General features: G+C 68.0%; 19 protein-coding genes. 7 read left to right on the top strand and 12 right to left on the bottom strand.

The window, feature by feature from the left end; translation table 11 throughout:
• Window positions 1-5: 5 nt before the first annotated feature.
• The 3 genes from ACMUOO_RS05480 to thyX all read right to left on the bottom strand — a co-directional run bounded on the left by ACMUOO_RS05480 (window position 6) and on the right by thyX (window position 3,417).
• A complete protein-coding gene (locus ACMUOO_RS05480; RefSeq protein ID WP_301917965.1) occupies window positions 6-929 on the bottom strand; it encodes a D-alanine--D-alanine ligase in 924 nt (307 codons plus the stop codon).
• A 38-nt stretch (window positions 930-967) separates the two neighbouring features.
• Window positions 968-1,903: a UDP-N-acetylmuramate dehydrogenase gene (murB, locus tag ACMUOO_RS05475; RefSeq protein WP_301917985.1), complete on the bottom strand. Its 936-nt coding sequence runs from the start codon at window positions 1,901-1,903 to the stop codon at window positions 968-970.
• Between the two features lie 608 nt (window positions 1,904-2,511).
• Complete coding sequence (gene thyX, locus ACMUOO_RS05470; RefSeq protein WP_301917964.1) at window positions 2,512-3,417, bottom strand: FAD-dependent thymidylate synthase; 906 nt, start codon at window positions 3,415-3,417, stop codon at window positions 2,512-2,514.
• Between the two features lie 185 nt (window positions 3,418-3,602).
• Here thyX and ACMUOO_RS05465 point away from each other — a divergent pair, with 185 nt between their 5' ends.
• The 3 genes from ACMUOO_RS05465 to ACMUOO_RS05455 are packed head-to-tail and all read left to right on the top strand — an operon-like array spanning window position 3,603 to window position 5,442.
• The gene (locus tag ACMUOO_RS05465) at window positions 3,603-4,031 is read left to right on the top strand and encodes a VOC family protein (RefSeq protein ID WP_301917963.1); all 429 of its coding nucleotides are present in this window, start codon (window positions 3,603-3,605) and stop codon (window positions 4,029-4,031) included.
• Window positions 3,998-4,705 (top strand): DUF1194 domain-containing protein, encoded by a 708-nt coding sequence (locus ACMUOO_RS05460; RefSeq protein ID WP_301917962.1) that lies wholly within the window; start codon window positions 3,998-4,000, stop codon window positions 4,703-4,705. The genes ACMUOO_RS05465 and ACMUOO_RS05460 overlap by 34 nt, the downstream gene beginning before the upstream one ends.
• Entirely contained in the window at window positions 4,702-5,442 is a 741-nt protein-coding gene (locus ACMUOO_RS05455; protein ID WP_301917961.1) for a DUF1194 domain-containing protein, read from the top strand. The genes ACMUOO_RS05460 and ACMUOO_RS05455 overlap by 4 nt, the downstream gene beginning before the upstream one ends.
• Here ACMUOO_RS05455 and ACMUOO_RS05450 read toward each other — a convergent pair.
• From ACMUOO_RS05450 to ACMUOO_RS05435, 4 genes are all read right to left on the bottom strand, one after another.
• On the bottom strand, window positions 5,421-5,798 hold the full coding sequence (locus ACMUOO_RS05450; RefSeq protein ID WP_301917960.1) for a nuclear transport factor 2 family protein: 378 nt from the start codon (window positions 5,796-5,798) through the stop codon (window positions 5,421-5,423). The genes ACMUOO_RS05455 and ACMUOO_RS05450 overlap by 22 nt on opposite strands.
• A gap of 82 nt (window positions 5,799-5,880) precedes the next feature.
• Window positions 5,881-6,378, bottom strand: coding sequence for a MarR family winged helix-turn-helix transcriptional regulator (locus ACMUOO_RS05445; RefSeq protein ID WP_301917959.1), 498 nt, complete (start codon window positions 6,376-6,378; stop codon window positions 5,881-5,883).
• 83 nt (window positions 6,379-6,461) lie between these two features.
• Window positions 6,462-6,731 (bottom strand): succinate dehydrogenase assembly factor 2, encoded by a 270-nt coding sequence (locus ACMUOO_RS05440; protein ID WP_301917958.1) that lies wholly within the window; start codon window positions 6,729-6,731, stop codon window positions 6,462-6,464.
• Window positions 6,728-7,138: a helix-turn-helix domain-containing protein gene (locus ACMUOO_RS05435; protein WP_301917957.1), complete on the bottom strand. Its 411-nt coding sequence runs from the start codon at window positions 7,136-7,138 to the stop codon at window positions 6,728-6,730. The genes ACMUOO_RS05440 and ACMUOO_RS05435 overlap by 4 nt, the downstream gene beginning before the upstream one ends.
• 86 nt (window positions 7,139-7,224) lie before the next feature.
• Here ACMUOO_RS05435 and ACMUOO_RS05430 point away from each other — a divergent pair, with 86 nt between their 5' ends.
• Together ACMUOO_RS05430 and ACMUOO_RS05425 are read left to right on the top strand one after the other, a co-directional pair.
• On the top strand, window positions 7,225-8,427 hold the full coding sequence (locus ACMUOO_RS05430) for a pyridoxal phosphate-dependent aminotransferase (RefSeq protein WP_301917956.1): 1,203 nt from the start codon (window positions 7,225-7,227) through the stop codon (window positions 8,425-8,427).
• Between the two features lie 8 nt (window positions 8,428-8,435).
• Entirely contained in the window at window positions 8,436-8,849 is a 414-nt protein-coding gene (locus tag ACMUOO_RS05425) for a hypothetical protein (RefSeq protein ID WP_301917955.1), read from the top strand.
• A 9-nt stretch (window positions 8,850-8,858) separates the two neighbouring features.
• On the opposite strand, the gene ACMUOO_RS05420 is transcribed toward ACMUOO_RS05425, so the two are convergent.
• The 3 genes from ACMUOO_RS05420 to ppk2 all read right to left on the bottom strand — a co-directional run bounded on the left by ACMUOO_RS05420 (window position 8,859) and on the right by ppk2 (window position 12,098).
• Window positions 8,859-10,250 carry an MATE family efflux transporter gene (locus tag ACMUOO_RS05420; RefSeq protein ID WP_413854912.1) on the bottom strand — a complete coding sequence of 464 codons (1,392 nt, stop codon included), beginning with the start codon at window positions 10,248-10,250 and terminating at the stop codon, window positions 8,859-8,861.
• A 9-nt stretch (window positions 10,251-10,259) separates the two neighbouring features.
• Window positions 10,260-10,808, bottom strand: coding sequence for a GNAT family N-acetyltransferase (locus ACMUOO_RS05415; RefSeq protein ID WP_301917953.1), 549 nt, complete (start codon window positions 10,806-10,808; stop codon window positions 10,260-10,262).
• A gap of 192 nt (window positions 10,809-11,000) precedes the next feature.
• Entirely contained in the window at window positions 11,001-12,098 is a 1,098-nt protein-coding gene (gene ppk2, locus ACMUOO_RS05410) for a polyphosphate kinase 2 (protein WP_301917952.1), read from the bottom strand.
• A 225-nt stretch (window positions 12,099-12,323) separates the two neighbouring features.
• On the opposite strand from ppk2, the gene ACMUOO_RS05405 reads away from it, so the two are divergent.
• Window positions 12,324-12,983: a glutathione S-transferase family protein gene (locus ACMUOO_RS05405; protein WP_301917951.1), complete on the top strand. Its 660-nt coding sequence runs from the start codon at window positions 12,324-12,326 to the stop codon at window positions 12,981-12,983.
• Between the two features lie 6 nt (window positions 12,984-12,989).
• On the opposite strand, the gene ACMUOO_RS05400 is transcribed toward ACMUOO_RS05405, so the two are convergent.
• Entirely contained in the window at window positions 12,990-13,457 is a 468-nt protein-coding gene (locus tag ACMUOO_RS05400; RefSeq protein WP_301917950.1) for an OsmC family protein, read from the bottom strand.
• An 11-nt stretch (window positions 13,458-13,468) separates the two neighbouring features.
• Window positions 13,469-14,071 (bottom strand): SAM-dependent methyltransferase, encoded by a 603-nt coding sequence (locus ACMUOO_RS05395; protein WP_301917949.1) that lies wholly within the window; start codon window positions 14,069-14,071, stop codon window positions 13,469-13,471.
• 135 nt (window positions 14,072-14,206) lie between these two features.
• Here ACMUOO_RS05395 and ACMUOO_RS05390 point away from each other — a divergent pair.
• The coding region (locus ACMUOO_RS05390; RefSeq protein ID WP_413854911.1) for an ATP-binding protein at window positions 14,207-14,781 on the top strand (575 nt) is incomplete at its 3' end.

Genomic DNA, 14,781 nt, shown 5'->3' with positions numbered 1-14,781 from the left:
CGCCCCTAGCGCCCGCATGACGCATCCTCCACGATCCAGCGGCAGAGATCGGCAAAACCGATCCCCTCGGCCCGCGCCTGTTCGGGGGAAAGCGAGGTCGGCGTCATCCCCGGCTGGGTGTTGGTCTCGAGGATAAAGAGCCCTGCGAGCCCCCGCGCCTCGTCCCAGCGGAAGTCGCTCCGGCTCAGGCCGCGGCAGCCGAGCGCCCGGTGCGCCCGCAGCGCGTAGTCCCGCGCCGCCTCGGAAATCTCGGCCGGTATTTCCGCCGGGCAGACGTGGCGGGAGCCGCCCGGCGCATATTTCGCGTGATAGTCGTACCAGCCGGCGGTGACGATCTCGGTCACGCACATCGCCCGCTCGCCCAGCACCGAACAGGTCAGTTCCCGCCCTGGCACATACTCCTCGACCATCGCCACCTCGGGCATCTCGTCACCGAGCCGCGGCGGCGAATTGGCATCCTTCGAGACGATGTAGACGCCGACGGACGAGCCCTCGGCATTCGGCTTCACAACGTAGGGCGGCGGCATCACATGCCGGGCCATGACCTCGGCCTTGGGCGCGATCACGCTTTCGGCGACCGGAAGCCCCGCCGAACGGAACGCCGCCTTGGCACGGGTCTTGTCCATGGCGAGGGCCGAGGCGAGCACGCCGGAATGCGTATAAGGAATGGACAGCCACTCCAGCATGCCCTGTACGCAGCCATCCTCGCCCCAGCGGCCGTGCAGCGCGTTGAAGCAGACATCCGGGGCAATCGCGGCAAGGCGCGAGGCGAGGTCGCGGCCGGCATCGACCTCGACCACCTCGTATCCCGCCTCCCGCAGCGCGGCCGCGCACTCGCGCCCGCTGACAAGCGACACCTCCCGCTCTGCGGAAGCGCCGCCCATCAACACCGCAACCTTGGGGGCTGTCCTGCTCGACCTGCCCGCCAAATCCGCCTCGTTCCGGCCCTTTTGCGGGCCTTCGTTCTTTATGCTTGCGCGCCTGCCACGGGTGCTTTTTCACCCACGCGCATGATTTCCCACTCTAGCGTCAAACCGCTGGATTCGAAAACCCTTTTTCTGACCTCCTCGCCAAGCTCCTCAAGTTCCGCCGCCGTCGCGCCGCCGATGTTGGTCAGGAAGTTCGGGTGTTTCTCGCTCATCACGGCCCCGCCGCGCCGGAAGCCCCTGAGCCCTGCGTCGTCGATCAGCTTCCAGGCCTTCAGGTCGTGGACGTCATCCGCCCGCCCGGTCGAGGAGAAGCCGCCCGGGTTGCGGAAGGTCGATCCGGCCGTCCGGTCCTTCACCGGCTGGGTGGCGTCGCGCCGGGCGAGTTGCTCGGCCATCTTCGCCTCCAGCGCCGCCGGGTCGCCCTTCGGCCCCTCGAAGGTGGCCTCGACGATCACCGCCCCCTCGGGCAGCAGGGACGACCGGTATGCGAAGCCCATCTCCCGCGGTCCGAGGCTGCGGACCGTCCCGTCGCGCAGCACGACCCGCGCCGTGACGAGGTGATCGGCCGTGTAGCTGCCGTAGCAGCCCGCGTTCATCCGCACCGCGCCGCCCACGGCGCCGGGAATGGTGCGGAGGTAGGTCAGGTCCACACCCGCCTCCGCCGCCTTCCGCGCAACATGCGCGTCGAGCGCCGCAGCACCGGCGGTGACGCGGTTGCCTTCGACGGCGATGCCATTGAACCCGCGCCCGAGCCGGACCACCACGCCCCGGATGCCGCCGTCGCGCACGATGAGGTTGGAGCCGACACCCATCGGGAAGACCGGGACGGCAGGGTCGAGCCGCGCGAGGAAGGCGGCAAGGTCAGCCTCGTCCGCCGGCTGGAAAAGCCAGTCCGCCGGCCCGCCGACGCGCAGCCAGGTCAGATCGGCCAGGGGCCGGCCGGGGGTGAGCGTGCCGCGGACGGCAGGAAGGATGCGCGTCATGGGGCTTGGGTAGATCAGCACGCGGAAAGCCGCAAGTGAGACAGTCACGCCCTGGATCGACGGACGGCGGTTCCGCAGGGCGGGACAATCCCCGGCCGCCCGCGTGTCATTCTTCTTCGCCGCCCTCGCCGCCCCGCGTCCGCCGCCGCGCCCGCGACGGCCCGCATTTCCTCGGCCGAACGCGGCGACGGGGGCGACGCCCGGCGCGCCTCGCTCCCCCCCCTCGTGGGAGAGGGTCGGGGAGGGGGTCGCGTCCGGTCGCTGGCGCGACGGGAAGACGTGCAGCGTCCCCCCTCCCCGCTCACACATCCGGCGCCCCCCCCCTGAGCGCCCCGGTCCTCTTCGTTCGCGGCGCGCGCGAACAAGTCCGCCCGCCTGAGCGGCATCCGCTCCGCGCGGTCGCGAACTTTCATCTGAGCGAAGAAAGTCGCCACAGTTTTGTCGGTGTGGTTCTCCCTCAAAAGACTGAGGAAATTGTCGTGCTATCTCTTGAATGGGGGCTTCGAAGAAGTCGGATGAAAACCTTCAGCCTGAGCAAGGAATTCTTCGAGCCTCTCCTTGGTTTCTTGAGGATCAAATTCAACGCCGGAACTCATTTCTCACCCCCAAACCCCCTCGAACTCCCGCCACTCGCCCTTGCTCATGCCGGACGTCTCCTGCGTCACCGCCTCCCCGGCCAGCCGCCGTTTCAACACCTCCACCGCCTTGCCCGAGAGGTTCACGCCACCCAACCGGTAGTCCTCGAAGGCGGCGTAGGCCAGGGGCACCCAGTCCCGGGCGATGCCGCACATCACCTCGGCATAGGCCCTGATCTCGTATTGGGCGTGGGCGTCGGCCCTGAGGCGCAGGAAGTGGAACAGGTTGTGCAGGTCGATCTTCCAGTACCACTGCGTGTAGACGTTCGCCGGCAGGTTCATCCGGGCGAGTTCCCGCGCCAGCCCCTTCTGGCCCTCCTGGCTCAGCATGTCCTCGTAGTGGTCATAGGCCCGCATCGCGTCCTCGCGCAGGATGTCGAGGACCCGGGCGGCCTCTGCGCCCTCAAGGAGTTCGCCCCGTCCCTGGTTGTTCACCGTCGACTGCGCGGCGAGGTGCTCGGGCGCGGGGATGTAGAATTCGCGGTCGAGGATCGAGTAGCGCGCGGAATATTCGTTCACGTTGGCGGTGCGGTGGCGGATCCACTGGCGGGCGACGAAGACCGGCAGCTTGACGTGGAACTTGACCTCGCACATCTCGAAGGGGGTAGAGTGCCAGTGCCGCATCAGGTAGCGGATCAGCCCCTCGTCGTTCGTGACCGCCTTGGTGCCGCGCCCGTAGGAGACGCGGGCGGCCTGGGTGATCGCCGCGTCGTCGCCCATGTAGTCGATGACGCGGACGAGTCCGTGGTCGAGCACCTCGTGGGCGACGTAGAGGTGCTTTTCCATGCCTTCGGAGGTCGCGCGGAGCGTCCGGCGCGCGTGGCTGCGGGCCTCGGCGATCTCGGCCTTCTGTTCAGGCGTCAGCGTCATGGGGAGTCCTCCGGTGTCACGAATCGTATCCACTATATCTATGGGCGGGCGGAGTGATAACCACGATGGGCGGTGGTCATTCCGAAATTTGATGGAAGGGAACCCCAGCGAGGGCCGGGCGGCCTTGGCGGCGGGGGGGCGGGCCTGCTAGGCTTCGGCGAAAACCGACGGAAGGGAGGCGCAGGATGGCACTGAAGTACCTGCACACGATGGTGCGCGTGAAGGACCTGGAGAAGTCGATGGCCTTCTACCGGCTCCTCGGACTGGAGGAGACACGGCGCTATGAAAGCCGCGAGGGGCGGTTCACGCTCGTCTTCATGGCGCCGGCCGGCCAACCCGAGTGCCCGGTCGAACTGACCTACAACTGGGACGGCGACACGGGCCTGCCCTCCGACAGCCGCCACTTCGGCCACCTCGCCTACGAGGTCGACGACATCTACGCCATCTGCGCCCATCTCCAGGAGAACGGCGTCACGATCAACCGGCCGCCGCGCGACGGGCATATGGCCTTCGTCCGCTCGCCCGACAACATCTCGATCGAGCTTCTGCAGAAAGGTCAGGCGAAGGCGCCGGAGGAGCCGTGGGCAAGCATGGGCAATACCGGGCACTGGTAGGCCTTCTCGCGCTTCTGGCAGCCGGCCCCGCGGCGGCGGAGTGCCGGTTGGCGCTCTTGCTCGCGCTCGACATCTCGGCCTCCGTGGACGAGCGCGAGGACGCTCTCCAGCGCGGTGGCCTCGCCCGCGCGCTTCTTGCGCCCGCGGTGCAGGACGCCTTCCTCGCCGACCCCGACCGCCCCGTCTGGCTCGGCGTCTACGAGTGGAGCGGCAAGTTCGCGCAGGCCGGGCTCCTGCCCTGGCTCGAGATCGCCTCGGCCGAGGACCTCTCGCTCGCCGCCGCCGCCATCGCAGGCAGCGAACGAAGCCGCGACGACATGCCGACGGCCCTCGGCAATGCGCTCGGGCACGCGGCCACGCTCTTCCGCGACGGGCCGGACTGCGAGGCACGCACGCTCGACGTCGCGGGCGACGGACGCAACAACGACGGTTTCCCGCCCGCCTCGGCCTACCGTGCCTTCGGCTTCGACGGGATCACGGTGAACGGGCTTGCCGTAGCCGTCGGCGAGGCCGGGGTGGCGGACTACTACCGCGCCGAGGTCATCCACGGCCCCGGCGCCTTCGTGATCGTGGCCGAGAATTTCCGCGACTATGAACGCGCCATGCGGGCGAAGCTCCTGCGCGAACTGCAGGGGCCCGTTATCGGCTGGCTCGCTCCCGGCGGGCGGGAATGATCCGCGCGGCGTTCATTCTTATTGCCCTCGCGCCGGCACCGGCCGGGGCGGCCTGCCGGCTCGCTCTCGCGCTCGGGATCGACGTCTCGCGCTCGGTCGATGCGCGCGACTACGCGATCCAGAAGGAAGGCCTGATCGCCGCGCTTGCCGACCCGGTGATCGTCGCCGCCTTCCTCAAGCCCGAGGACCGCGTCGCCTTCGCGGTCTACGAGTGGTCGGGCCAGGCGCATCAGGACGTAATCGTGGACTGGACGATGGTAGCGGCGCCGTCCGACCTCGAAGGCATCCGCGCCGCCGTCGCCGGCCATGTGCGCGAACAGGATTTCCTGCCGACCGGCCTAGGCGCCGCCCTCGCCTTCGGACGCGATCTCATGGCGCAGGCCCCCGACTGCCTTGCCGAAACGCTCGACATTTCCGGCGACGGGCGCTCGAACGACGGGCGGATGCCCGAGGTGGTCTACGCGGCGGAGGATTTCGGCGAACTGCTTGTGAATGGCCTTCCGATCGGCGGGCACGAGGCGGACATCGCGATCTACTACCGCACCCGGGTGATCCGCGGCCAGGGCGCCTTCGTGGAGGTCGCGCGCACCCAGGACGACTTCCCCCGGGCGATCCGGCGGAAGCTGGAAAAGGAGCTGACCGAACAGCTGATCGGGCGGGCGGGGGACGGCTGGTCTTTGCTGCGCGTCGCGCGGCGCGGCCGCGCGGCACCGTCTCAACCGACGATCTTCCAGTAGGAATCCTTCCGGGTCACCAAACCGTCGCGGAACGTGTAGAAGTCGCATCCCCGTACCCGAACCCGGGTGCCGGCCACGGTCGTGCCGGTCAGCAGCCATTTCGACATGCCGGTGTCGCCAGACGCGAAATGCTCGACCTCGCCATAGTGAACGTCCGGCGTGGTCTCGAAACGGGTCATCAGCCCCCGCCGCACCTCCTCGCGGCCGATGTACCGGGTTCCGTGCGGATCGGGCCCGCGGGGAAGGTCGAGGCTGCAGTCTTGTGCGAAGAAGGCCATGATCGCGTCGATGTCATGGGCATTGAACGCATCGGCCAGCCGGTTCAGCGCCGCAAGGATGGATGTTTCGTCAGCCATGCAAGTGACCCCATCGGTCGCCTGACCTCAATTCGAACATACACCATGCCTGCGACCGACGGTACGCAAACCACGGGCGATCCTAATAGATGTAGCGGATCTGGTCCGTCCAGAACCGCTCCAGCCGCCGGAGGAGTGCGTTCACGTCGTCGCTGGCGCCGAAGCCTATGGCGCCGCGGGTCTCCAGAAGCTCCGCATGGCGGCGGAAGAGGGCCGCGACCGCCTCGCGCACCGCCCGGCCCTTCCCCGTCAGCCGGACCCGAACCGAGCGCCGGTCGGCCTCGCTGCGCTCATGGTGCATGTAGCCCATCTCGACGAGCTTCTTGAGGTTGTAGCTGACGTTCGAGCCCTGGTAGTAGCCGCGCGTCTTCAACTCACCCGCGGACACCTCGTTCTCGCCGACGTTGAAGAGGAGAAGCGCCTGGACCGCGTTGATCTCGATCTGGCCCAGCCGCTCGAACTCGTCCTTGATCACGTCGAGCAGAAGCCGGTGCAGTCGTTCGACGAGGCCGAGCGTTTCAAGATAACCGGCGTGGCCGCCCCCGCGCGGACGCTCTTCGACGATTGCGTGCAGGCTCATCTCTCTCTCCGCCGTCTGCTCCTTGCCGGGCAGACTGGGCGGAAAGGGGAAAATTTCGGTTAAGCCCGAACAGCGCCGCGCGATCAGGCGGCCCGGCCGGCCCGTGCAAAGGCGGCGATCTCGGCGACGAGGGCGCCGAACCGCGCCGGCACAGGGGCCGCGCCGGTGATCCAGGGATAGAGGTCCTGGTCGTTCTCCGCGAGAAGCGCATCGTATAGATCGAGCGTAGCGCCCTCCATAGCCGCGAGCCGCGCCTCGGCGAAGGGGCCGAGGATCAGGTCCATCTCCTTCGTGCCCCGCCGCCAGGACCGCATCGTCATGCGCTTCAGCCGGGTCTCTCGCGTCTCGCTCATGCCGCCTCCCGCGCCAGCGCCAGCCTGAGCCGTGCCTCCAGCCGGCCAAGCCGCTCGCTCAGCGACCCGATGCCTGCGCGCACCTCGCGCATCTCGGCCAGGAGTTCGACTGCGCCCTCCGGCAGTTCGGGCCGCGCGTCGGGCGGAACCACGCCGGCGCCCTCGCCGGTCAGAAGCCAGATGAGCGAGACGTTGAGCATCCCGGCCAGCATTTGCACCCGGTTGGCGCGCGGCTCCATCATGTCGTTTTCCCACGCCTGCACGGTCTTAAGCCGCACGCCCAGCCGCTGGGCCAGATCGCAGCTCGAAAGACCGGCAGCCTCGCGCGCGGCCGTAAGCCGGTCGCCGAATGTGGCGGTCTCGTCGCTGTACCAGTTTGCGGTCACTGGGGTTGCGTCCTTGGTCATAGCCTCTCCTTTCCGATGTCGCTTGAACGGGACGGGCGGCCACCTTAAGACATGGCTCCGGCAATTTCAAACCGGAGCCCCCGATCATGGCCTTCCTCTCCGACACGCTTGCGCGCGTCAAACCGTCGCCCACGATCGCGGTGACCAACAAGGCACGGGAATTGAAGGCAGAGGGCCGCGACATCATCGGCCTTGGCGCCGGCGAGCCTGACTTCGACACGCCCGACAACATCAAGGCCGCCGCCAAGCGCGCCATCGACGAGGGCAAGACGAAATACACCGCCGTCGACGGCATCCCCGAACTGAAGGACGCGATCTGCGGCAAGTTCGCGCGCGAGAACGGCCTGAGCTACAAGCCCAACCAGATCACCGTCGGCACCGGCGGCAAGCAGACGCTCTACAACGCGCTGATGGCGACGCTCAATCCCGGCGACGAGGTCATCATCCCGGCGCCCTACTGGGTCAGCTATCCCGACATGGTGCTGCTGGCCGGTGGGACGCCCGTCGCCGTCGAATGCGGCATCGAGTCGAACTTCAAGCTGACGCCGGAACAACTTGAAGCGGCGATCACGCCGCAGACCAAGTGGTTCATCTTCAACTCTCCTTCCAATCCCACCGGCGCGGGCTATTCGCGCAAGGAACTCAAGGCGTTGACGGACGTTCTTCTGAGGCATCCCCAGGTCTGGATCATGTCGGACGACATGTACGAGCACCTCGTCTTCGACGATTTCGAATTCGTCTCTCCCGCGCAGGTCGAACCCCGGCTCTACGACCGGACGCTGACCTGCAACGGCGTCTCCAAGGCCTATGCGATGACCGGCTGGCGGATCGGCTATGCGGCCGGTCCGGTCGAACTCATCAAGGCGATGGGCACCGTGCAGTCGCAATCCACGTCCAACCCCTGCTCCATCGCGCAATATGCCGCCGTCGAGGCGCTGAACGGGCCGCAGGACTTTCTCGCCGAGAACAAGAAGACCTTCCAGCGCCGCCGCGACCTCGTCGTCTCGATGCTGAACCAGGCCAAGGGCATCAAGTGCCCGCGCCCGGAAGGCGCCTTCTATGTCTATCCCGACATCTCGGCTCTCATCGGCAAGACGTCGGCGGGCGGCGCGAAGATCGGCAACGACGAGGATTTCGCCACAGCACTTCTGGAGGAAACCGGCGTCGCCGTCGTCTTCGGCGCGGCCTTCGGGGTATCGCCCAACTTCCGCGTCAGCTACGCTACGTCCGACGCGGCGCTGGAAGAGGCCTGCCGGCGGATCCAGACGTTCTGCGCGGAACTGCGCTGAGGGGCGACATGCCAGGCGACCTGCCGGACTATTACTTCCGCATCCGCGAGAACGGCGCCGCGGTCTTCCGCGTGGACACGGAAAACCGCCAGCGCCGGATCGAGTTGGACCAGATCGCCGTCGTCAACGTGAAGAACGGCGAGATCAAGCCCCACGGCGACCGCGCCCTTTCGGACGCCGACCTTGCGACGATCCGCGACTGGTTGGCGGCGCGGACCGATCTTCTCGCCCGGCGCGACATCGACGACATCCACCGCGCGGTGGACTACCTGAACCTGACCGCACACTGGGCGCAGTCGAAGGCCACTGACGCGCAGCTCGACGAGGTGACGGACGCGCTGCTTCTCGCCATGCATGACCTGCGCTCCGTGCTGGTCCGGCGCAAGGCCGACCGGCTGATGAAGGCCGCAGGCGAGAGCTGAGGCACCGCCTCACGCGGCCGTCCGGGCCCCGTCCTCGGCGATCCACCCGCCAAGCCATGGCCCCCGCCAGAACCGCGCCATGAGCAGCGTGCCGGCGAAGACGAGCCCGATCACGAGGCCGAGCCAGACGCCGACCCCGCCGAGCCCGAGGTGGAACGCCAGCACGTAGCTCGCTGGAATACCGATGAGCCAGTAGCCGACGGAGGCGATGACCATGGGCCACCGCGTGTCATGCACCCCGCGCAGGAGGCCGAGCGCCATGACCTGCGCAGCATCGGCAAGCTGGAAGAGCGCGGCGACCGCGAGAAGCGTGGCGCCATAGGCCAGGATGGCCGGCGTTTCGGGGTTGGTCGGGTCGAGGAAGAGGCCGACGAGGACCTCGGGCGCCGCGAGGAACCCCGCGACAACGGCCCCCGCCGCGACGATGACGAGCGCGATCGCCACGATCGCCCCGTCGCGGAGACCGCGCCGGTCGCGGGTTCCGACTGCCCTTCCCGCGCGCACGGTGGCGGCATTGGCCAGGCCGAGATAGACCATGAACGAGATCGCGCCGAGTTGCAGAGCGATCCCGTGGGCGGCGAGTTCCTTCGTGCCGATCCAGCCCATCATCAGGGCCGCCGTCTCGAACATCCCCGCCTCGAAGAGCCCGGTCATCCCGATCGGCCAGCCGAGCCGCCAGACCTGTACGAAGGCGGGCCAGTCGGGGCGCCAGAAACGGACGAAAAGCCGGAAACGCGAGAGCGCCGGGTCGAAGCCCGCGACCGCGGCAAGAAGGGCAAAGGTCAGGACCTGGGTCGCCACGCTCGCCACGGCCGCACCCCGGACGCCGAGTTCGGGCGCGCCCCAGTTGCCGAAGATGAGGGCCCAGTTCAGCGCCGCGTTCAGCGCCGCGCCGGCGAGAGTCGCCCAGAGGACCACCCCGGCCCGCTCGACCGAGGACAGGAAGCTCTTCATCGCCATGATGAGCAGCGCCGGCACCATGCCTGCCCCCGCGACCCTGAGATAGTCCTGCGACAGCGCCGCCACCTCCGGCGCCTGGCCGAGCGCGATGAGCAGGGTCCCCGACCACCAGAGCGCGGGATAAACCGCGGTGCCGTAGAGAATCGAGAGCCACAGCGCCATCCTCGTGTCGCGCCGCACCTGAGTTTCGTCGCCGCGACCGAGCGCGACCGCGACCATCGGCATCACCGCCTGCGCGAAGCCCGAGCCGAGGATGAAGAAGATGAAGAAGGTCGCGCCACCGAGAACGACGGCGGCAAGCTCGGTCACGCCGTACCAGCCGACCATCACCGTGTCGGTGACATGCAGCGCGATCTGGGCCAGATGCGACCCTGCAAGCGGCAGGCCAAGCGCCAGCACCGCCTTCATATGCGCCGGAAATGACGTCCGATCCTCCCTCATCCCCGAGCCTTACGCCCGGGCGCGCCCAAGGTCCAGCCCGGCCGGCCAGTGGAACCGGGCGCGCCGAACGGCCACCGAGGGCAGCAAAAGGCGCGCCTCGAACAGCGTCCCATCGCCGTAAGGCGCTCGCACGAAACCGGCGCGGAACGCGATCTTGCGCATCGCGGCGTTCCCCGGCAGCAAGAAGAGCGTGATCTCCTCGGCGCCCCGACGGCGCGCCTCGCGGATCGCCCGATGCACGAGCGCGGCGCCGATGCCCCGCCTCTGCCAGCCGTCCTCGACGGAAACCGAGATCTCCGCCGCGGCGCGCGGGCCGTGGAGCAGGTGGACTTCCGCCATGCCGCGCGTCATGCCGTCGACCCGCGCCTCGACGACTGCAGCGGGATCGGTCCGGGCGGCGTGCCGGGCCAGCGCCTCGTCCGACATCCAGACGAAGAACCGGTTCCGCCGCGACTCGGGCGAAAGCCGCATCAGGTGCGCCAGAAGCCGATTGCGCCAGTCCTCGGGGACGGGCTGCGGAACCTTCAGTTCCAGACCTTCGTGCCTCGATGCCCGCATCGTGCCACCCGCCTTTTTCTGCGATTGCATTGCCGCAACGCAGAAACAAGATGGCATCGGATCGCGAATTTTCCTACACCGGATCTCGGCTCATTGCGCAGCCGAGCCATGCGCTCTGCGAAAACCGGGGAAGTATCGTTTCAAGGCAAGACGATAGGGGCCGTTGCCGCGGCCCGGACCCCAGGCATGACGTCACGTCAGTTGGCCCACTCCAGTCCCGGCACGGACCCGTTCACCGCGCGGGGACGCGCGTGCCGGCGTACCGATGGACTTTGCAGCCGCCTCCCCATGGTTCACGCGCCGCAGGTTCGGGTGGAGCGACGCGCCGAGGATATGCTCGGCGCCGTGGACCACATGGCTCGCCCGTCCGACAATGAGCGGATCGGGGGCTTGCACCACATCGAAATCCTTCTCGGGATAGTCGAGCGACGCAAGGAAATGCCGCATGCAGTTCAGCCGCGCGCGCTTCTTGTCGTCCGACTTCACGATGATCCAGGGCGCGTCGGCGGTATCGGTGTAGAAGAACATCGCCTCCTTTGCCTCGGTATAGTCGTCCCATTTGTCGAGCGACGCCATGTCGATGGGCGAGAGCTTCCACATCTTCAGCGGATCGGTCTCACGCGCAAGGAAACGCCGCCGCTGCTCCTCCCGCGTGACCGAGAACCAGTACTTGTAGAGCCGGATGCCCGAACGGACCAGCATCCGCTCCATCTCCGGCGCCTGACGCATGAATTCGAGGTATTCGGTCGGCGAGCAGAACCCCATGACCCGTTCCACCCCGGCGCGGTTGTACCAGGATCGGTCGTAGAAGACCATTTCGCCGCTTGTCGGCAGATGCTCGATATAGCGCTGGAAGAACCATTGGCCCTTCTCCAGGTCCGAGGGCTTGTTGAGGGCGACGACACGGGCAAAGCGCGGGTTCAGATGCTCCATGAAGCGCTTGATCGTGCCACCCTTGCCGGCGGCATCGCGGCCCTCGAAGAGGATGATGAACTTCTGCCCCGTCTCCTGCGCCCAGATCTGGACCTTCAGAAGCTCTGCCTGCAACTTCGCCTTCTCGGCCTCGTAGGCGCGGATGCCCATCTTCTGCGAATAGGGATAGGTCCCGGTCTCGAAGGCGTGGCGGATCGCGTCGGCATCGACGACAGGAAAGGCCTTCGGTCCCGCCTTTCCGGCCGGCGCCGCGGGCTCGGTCGCCGCCACCGGCGGACCTCCCACCGGTGCAGCCGGGGCTGCCGGCACCTCCACAGCGCTCGCCTCGATCGTCGCCCCCGCCACCAGCTCCGACATCCTGTCCCTCCGGGCCTGTCAAAAAACTGTCATAGTATGCCACCGGACAACTTTCCGCGCCTTGACCCGTGTCAAATCCGCGCCCTACGCACTCAGGAAACCAGGGAGGGCAGCGCCCGGCTCCTATTGATCTGCGTCAGCCGCCGCGCCAAGCTGCCGGCGACGATGGGATGGCCCCAAGGGCGGCCTCGTGCCATCGGCATTGAAATGGAACCGGAGACATCCATGCTGACCATCTACGGCGTCTATCGCAGCCGCGCCTCGCGCAATTTCTGGCTCCTCGCCGAGCTCGGGATGGAGTTCGAGCATGTCCCGGTGATCCAGGCCTACCGTCTGCCCGACCCGGCTGCGGAGGATGCGCCCTTCCACACCCAGTCGCCGGGTTTCCTGTCGATCAGCCCGGCCGGCGCCGTTCCGGTGCTGCGCGACGGCGATTTCGTGCTTTCGGAATCGCTCGCCATGAACCTCTACATCGCGCGCAAGGCGGGCGGCCCACTCGCGCCGGCCGACGAGCGCGAAAACGCGCTGATGGAACAATGGGCGCTCTACGGCGCCACGGCGATCGAGGCCCACGCGCTCGCCGTCCTCTACGCCCATGCCGAGGGCCGGGCGAAGACGCCCGAGGGCGAGGCCGAGATCGCCGCCGAGGTCGCGCGCCTCCGCCGCCCGCTCGGCGTCGTGAACTCCCACCTGCGCGAACATGGCCACATGGTCGGCGGCCGCTTCACCGTGGCCGACATCAACATGGCCGAGATCCTGCGCTATGCCCAGGCAGAGCCCGGCCTCATCGCGGGATACCCGGAGATCGACGCCTGGCTCTCAGGCTGCCAGGCCCGGCCGGCCTTCAAGGCGATGTGGGACAAGCGGCTCGCCGAACCGGCATGAGGTCGCTCAGGCGCCTTCCAGGTAGCGGGCGGCGCAGGTCACCGGGAAGCTCACCGAGCGCGCGATGAAGCAGACCGCGTGGATGCGGCCGTGGAGCGCATCGGCCGCGGCAAGGTCCGTACACTTCGCCACCGTGATCTCGGGCCGAAGTTCCGCCGAAAGGAATTGCCCCGCACCCGACGGCAGGCTCTCGCCCCGCCCGAAGGGCCGGTCGCGGTAGCCGGTCACGACAATGCCCGCGTCGCTCGCATAATGGAGGTACCAGAGCATGTGGCAGGCCGAGAGCGCCGAGAGGAGGAGGTCCTCCGGGTTCATCTTCGTCGGGTCTCCGCCCAGCGCGGGATCGTTCGAGCAATGCACGACCTCCTTGCCGGCAACCGCGATGTCCCAGGTCCGGTCATAGCTGCGATAGCCCCGCGTCCCCTCGCCCCGGTTGCCGGTCCAGACGATCTCGCTCGTGAAGTCGTGTCCCATCCCTTCTCTCCTCAGCCGTCCGCCAGGGGCTTCCGCGCCACGAAGTCGATGAGCGCCGAGCGCCCGGAATGGCCGCGCCCTTCGTCCACTTCGGCATCGAAGTCCTCGGCCCTGAGCACGTCGTAACCCGCAAACGCCTGCCGCAGCAGCGGCAGCGTGTACATGTTCTCCACAAAGGGCGGCCCGCCGGTGCCATAGCCGACCTGCCGCGGCGCATAGCCGTGGAGGAGGAGAATCCCGCCGGGCTTGAGCGCCCTGTCGATCCGGGTGAAGAGGCGCGATCGCTCCTCGGGTCCGACGAACTGGATGAAGATGCCCGCCACAACGTCGAAGACCCGCGCCCAGTCCCAGCCGTCGAGGTCGGCGAGGTGGTAGTCCACGACCACCCCACGCGCGGCGGCGAGCTTGCGCGCCTTGGCGAGCGCATTCGGCGCGGGGTCGAAGGCCGCCACCGTCAGCCCCTGTTCCGCCAGCCAGACGGAATTGCGCCCCTCGCCGTCGGCAATCGCCAGCGCCGTCGCCCCCGGCCTGAGCCACTCGGCTGCGCGGTGAAGGAAGGCCGCCGGCTCCGTCCCGAAGAGATAGTCGTCGCCTGCGTAGCGTTCGTTCCACATGAACCATCTCCTGTGCGGCCATCCGCCGCCACCCCAATATTTCGCGGCTGCGACGCCCGGCGCAACCCCCTCCCGTCTTGCTCCCACCCCGCCCGCATGGTCTAATCCCCGGCCAACCAGAACCAGAGCAGAGCCATGGCCGACGACCTCCTTTCCGCCCGCGCCGACGACTACAACGCCGCATCCATCGAGGTGCTGGAGGGGCTGGAGCCCGTTCGCAAGCGGCCCGGCATGTATATCGGCGGCACCGACGAGCGCGCACTCCACCACCTTGTCGCGGAAATCCTCGACAACTCGATGGACGAGGCGGTCGCGGGTTTCGCAACCCGTATCGAGGTGGAACTGCACGACGACTACGCCGTTACCGTCCGCGACAACGGCCGCGGCATCCCGGTGGACCCGCACCCGAAGTTCCCCAGGAAGAGTGCGCTCGAGGTCATCCTCTGCACGCTCCACGCCGGTGGCAAGTTCTCCGGCACGGCCTACGAGACCTCGGGCGGCCTTCACGGGGTCGGCGCCTCGGTCGTGAACGCGCTCTCGGACTCCATGGTGGTCGAGGTCGCCCGCGGCAAGGAACTCTACGAACAGCGCTTCTCGCGCGGCAACCCCCTCGGTCCGGTGAAGAAGGTGGGCGCCGCACCGAACCGCCGCGGCACCTCCGTCACCTTCCACGCCGACGAGGAGATCTTCGGCCACCACCGCTTCAAGCC

Origin of the sequence: Albidovulum sp., from assembly GCF_041919395.1 — a bacterium.
Classification (GTDB): domain Bacteria; phylum Pseudomonadota; class Alphaproteobacteria; order Rhodobacterales; family Rhodobacteraceae; genus Albidovulum.
This window is presented reverse-complemented; position numbering and strand designations above follow the sequence as displayed.

What these genes read in the sequence shown, in the direction of transcription:
- thyX (WP_301917964.1), bottom strand. Translation starts at nt 3,417, where the DNA reads ATGACGCTGACGCCTGAACAGAAGGCCGAGATCGCCGAGGCCCGCAGC.
- ACMUOO_RS05465 (WP_301917963.1), top strand. Translation starts at nt 3,603, where the DNA reads ATGGCACTGAAGTACCTGCACACGATGGTGCGCGTGAAGGACCTGGAG.
- ACMUOO_RS05455 (WP_301917961.1), top strand. Translation starts at nt 4,702, where the DNA reads ATGATCCGCGCGGCGTTCATTCTTATTGCCCTCGCGCCGGCACCGGCC.
- ACMUOO_RS05450 (WP_301917960.1), bottom strand. Translation starts at nt 5,798, where the DNA reads ATGGCTGACGAAACATCCATCCTTGCGGCGCTGAACCGGCTGGCCGAT.
- ACMUOO_RS05445 (WP_301917959.1), bottom strand. Translation starts at nt 6,378, where the DNA reads ATGAGCCTGCACGCAATCGTCGAAGAGCGTCCGCGCGGGGGCGGCCAC.
- ACMUOO_RS05440 (WP_301917958.1), bottom strand. Translation starts at nt 6,731, where the DNA reads ATGAGCGAGACGCGAGAGACCCGGCTGAAGCGCATGACGATGCGGTCC.
- ACMUOO_RS05435 (WP_301917957.1), bottom strand. Translation starts at nt 7,138, where the DNA reads ATGACCAAGGACGCAACCCCAGTGACCGCAAACTGGTACAGCGACGAG.
- ACMUOO_RS05430 (WP_301917956.1), top strand. Translation starts at nt 7,225, where the DNA reads ATGGCCTTCCTCTCCGACACGCTTGCGCGCGTCAAACCGTCGCCCACG.
- ACMUOO_RS05425 (WP_301917955.1), top strand. Translation starts at nt 8,436, where the DNA reads ATGCCAGGCGACCTGCCGGACTATTACTTCCGCATCCGCGAGAACGGC.
- ACMUOO_RS05420 (WP_413854912.1), bottom strand. Translation starts at nt 10,250, where the DNA reads ATGAGGGAGGATCGGACGTCATTTCCGGCGCATATGAAGGCGGTGCTG.
- ACMUOO_RS05415 (WP_301917953.1), bottom strand. Translation starts at nt 10,808, where the DNA reads ATGCGGGCATCGAGGCACGAAGGTCTGGAACTGAAGGTTCCGCAGCCC.
- ppk2 (WP_301917952.1), bottom strand. Translation starts at nt 12,098, where the DNA reads ATGTCGGAGCTGGTGGCGGGGGCGACGATCGAGGCGAGCGCTGTGGAG.
- ACMUOO_RS05405 (WP_301917951.1), top strand. Translation starts at nt 12,324, where the DNA reads ATGCTGACCATCTACGGCGTCTATCGCAGCCGCGCCTCGCGCAATTTC.
- ACMUOO_RS05400 (WP_301917950.1), bottom strand. Translation starts at nt 13,457, where the DNA reads ATGGGACACGACTTCACGAGCGAGATCGTCTGGACCGGCAACCGGGGC.
- ACMUOO_RS05395 (WP_301917949.1), bottom strand. Translation starts at nt 14,071, where the DNA reads ATGTGGAACGAACGCTACGCAGGCGACGACTATCTCTTCGGGACGGAG.